This window comes from Marinospirillum sp., assembly GCF_014859565.1.
This window is the reverse complement of the sequence record NZ_JACUUA010000390.1, coordinates 1-2,116: the sequence shown is the minus strand read 5'-3', so window position 1 is coordinate 2,116 and position 2,116 is coordinate 1. Positions and strand designations below refer to the sequence as shown.

Here is a 2,116-nt window from a genome sequence, read left to right as displayed (position 1 = left end):
ACTGGGCAAACCCCTGATGCAACTAACCGGCAAGGCTGCGGAATTGGCTGCTGAGCTGGGCGTGAAGTGCATTCACCTCTCCATTAGTGATGAGCGGGATATGGCACTGGCCTTTGTGGTGCTGGAGGGGTAAAGGTCGGTGATCTGTCAGGTGATTTGTTTCAGAGCGCGGTTACACTGGCGGGTCACAATCTGTTCGATACGTTGCAGTGCCGGATAGGAGCTATATCGGGTTTCAAAGTCGTTCCGCACTAAAGGCAAGGCATTTAATAATGCATGTGCCAGCATTCTGATTCGACCACGCAGAAAACGTGGGCGCACACCACACTCTTTAGCCAGTGCATCCCAATGATCAAGATTCAGGGTTTCGGGATTACGCTCATGACCGACCGAAAAAGCCAGTCGGGCATCAATGCGTTCAATTGCACGGGTACAGATCAGGTCATAAAAAGGTGCCAGGCGTATTTCGCCATCAGGCAGGTAAAGGAGTGAGAGATTCTTGGCATGACCATCGGAATTACCTGCCAGTACATTAAAAATTTGCCAGTGCAGTAGGTGTTGCAAGTCATTAGCCGGATTGGTGGATACCTCTCGCAGTAGCCGATAACAGTCCGCAAAGGATGGGCCGCCATCGTCCTGATACTTGCGTTCATGCCCGTACCCAAGTGCCTGGCAAAAATCTTCTTGATGCAGGCGCACCAATTGCCCGGCGGAGTTTACATGTCGGTCATAACGCTCAATCAGTGCAAAATGAGTATCCTCAACCACCTGCAGGGTTATATTAACTGCTGGGAGCTCAATCGCTTGAGCCAGTTGCGTTGTAAAGGTTTCATAGGCTGGCAGATTTCGGTAATCAGATAATTCAAATTTGAGAATATGGCTGGTGGGTGATTCTTTTTTTGGTAGCCAGTAAAGCTGGTTACGAACCAGCACTGGACACTTATCCTGTGCTCCAGCCAGTGAAAGACGAGGACGCTCATTGTTCTGCCAGCTATAGGGCTGTCCACGGCGCTTCACCAGTTGAGTCAGTTCTGATTCAGTGAGTTGATGGTAGGTACTTTCTTGTACTGGAGAGTATTCCGCCTGAAGGATTGAGAGTGCACCGGCACACTCACCGCCAATGGCACGCAACAGATCAAAGTCGGTATTGCTGATTTTCAGATCGCGAACTATCTGTGAGCGTGCACCTCCTTCTGGCAGCAGGTTGGCGAAGAATCGGTGAGCCAGGTTAGCTTCAGGCGTAAACTCTTCACTTTGTAAGGGCAGGGTGAACGAAATGGCAAAGCCACCCTGTTGAAGCCATTGTTCATGATAACGAAAGCCCAGTTGGCCTTGAGTATTCCTCCACAGGTAACCAACCAGCTGCTGACCACTCCATACATTTAACCCATCAGGATCAATCATGTGCATCCTCTTTTTGGAATGAAGTGGATACACGGCGGTTTCCCTGTCTGGGCTGTACAACCACTTCAAGTCCCAGGGTATGCAGCGCTTTCAGAACCTTGCCCAGCTCAGCGGTTTCTTTACCTCTTTCGAACTCAGATAAAAAGCGGGTGCTTAAATTACCCAGTCCGGACAGTGTTTCCAGAGTCAGTTTTTGTTGTTTTCGGTGAGTGCGCGCCAACTTGCCAAGCTCTTCAGCAGATTGTATGCAGCCGTAACGCGTTTGATTTTCCATGGATCAGCAGCCCTTAAAAGTGAGCGTAGGGTACAAATAGCATATTTAAGCTGGGTCAGATAGTAAATTTTACCGTACGATAAAATATCTCGCTGGTATCGAGCCAAAGAATAAAAATATTACGTACGGTAAAAATATGGCTGGGTTGATTATAGGTCAGGTGTTGCAGAGGCAAAAGGCGGAAAGACGGAATAAAAAAGGCCGCTGAATCATCAAGCGGCCTTTTGGTGTGACTTCAGAACTTCAGATCAAGGCTGGAAGTCCGGCAGTTTTTTGCTGACCAGCTTGTGCTGCAGACGAACATACTGCGGCATACCATCCTTGTAGGGCGGGAAGTCTTCACCCTGGATTAAGGGTGCAAGGTACTGGCGACCCAAAGCGCTGATGCCAAAACCATCCGGAGTGATGTAATCACGCGGCATGAATTTTTCGACATTG

At 49.1% G+C, this 2,116-nt stretch carries 2 protein-coding genes and 1 pseudogene; all 3 read right to left on the bottom strand.

Annotated features, from left to right (window positions below; all coding sequences use genetic code 11):
- Window positions 1-147: 147 nt before the first annotated feature.
- Window positions 148-1,404, bottom strand: a complete 1,257-nt coding sequence (locus IBX50_RS20065) for a type II toxin-antitoxin system HipA family toxin (protein ID WP_292258165.1) — start codon at window positions 1,402-1,404, stop codon at window positions 148-150.
- The gene (locus IBX50_RS20060; protein ID WP_292258164.1) at window positions 1,397-1,678 is read right to left on the bottom strand and encodes a transcriptional regulator; all 282 of its coding nucleotides are present in this window, start codon (window positions 1,676-1,678) and stop codon (window positions 1,397-1,399) included. The genes IBX50_RS20065 and IBX50_RS20060 overlap by 8 nt, the downstream gene beginning before the upstream one ends.
- Before the next feature lie 248 nt (window positions 1,679-1,926).
- A pseudogene (locus IBX50_RS20055) lies at window positions 1,927-2,116 on the bottom strand (diphosphate--fructose-6-phosphate 1-phosphotransferase); the annotation flags it as partial.

What these genes read in the sequence shown, in the direction of transcription:
- IBX50_RS20065 (WP_292258165.1), bottom strand. Translation starts at nt 1,404, where the DNA reads ATGATTGATCCTGATGGGTTAAATGTATGGAGTGGTCAGCAGCTGGTT.
- IBX50_RS20060 (WP_292258164.1), bottom strand. Translation starts at nt 1,678, where the DNA reads ATGGAAAATCAAACGCGTTACGGCTGCATACAATCTGCTGAAGAGCTT.